Annotated in this window: 1 rRNA gene; it reads right to left on the bottom strand. The window is 56.9% G+C overall.

Annotation, left to right across the window (positions count from 1 at the left end):
* Window positions 1-281 (bottom strand): 23S ribosomal RNA (locus GH741_RS21500); the annotation flags it as partial.

Below are 281 nucleotides of genomic sequence, written 5' to 3' on the forward strand. Positions count from 1 at the left end.
GGAAGTCTCATCTAGAGGGGGGCTTCATGCTTAGATGCTTTCAGCACTTATCCCTTCCACACGTAGCTACCCAGCTATGCTCCTGGCGGAACAACTGGTGCACCAGCGGTATGTCCATCCCGGTCCTCTCGTACTAAGGAGAGCTCCTCTCAAACTTCCAACGCCCACGACGGATAGGGACCGAACTGTCTCACGACGTTCTGAACCCAGCTCGCGTACCGCTTTAATGGGCGAACAGCCCAACCCTTGGGACCGACTACAGCCCCAGGATGCGATGAGCC

Source organism: Aquibacillus halophilus, from assembly GCF_009649745.1.
Taxonomy (GTDB): Bacteria; Bacillota; Bacilli; order Bacillales; family Amphibacillaceae; genus Aquibacillus; species Aquibacillus halophilus.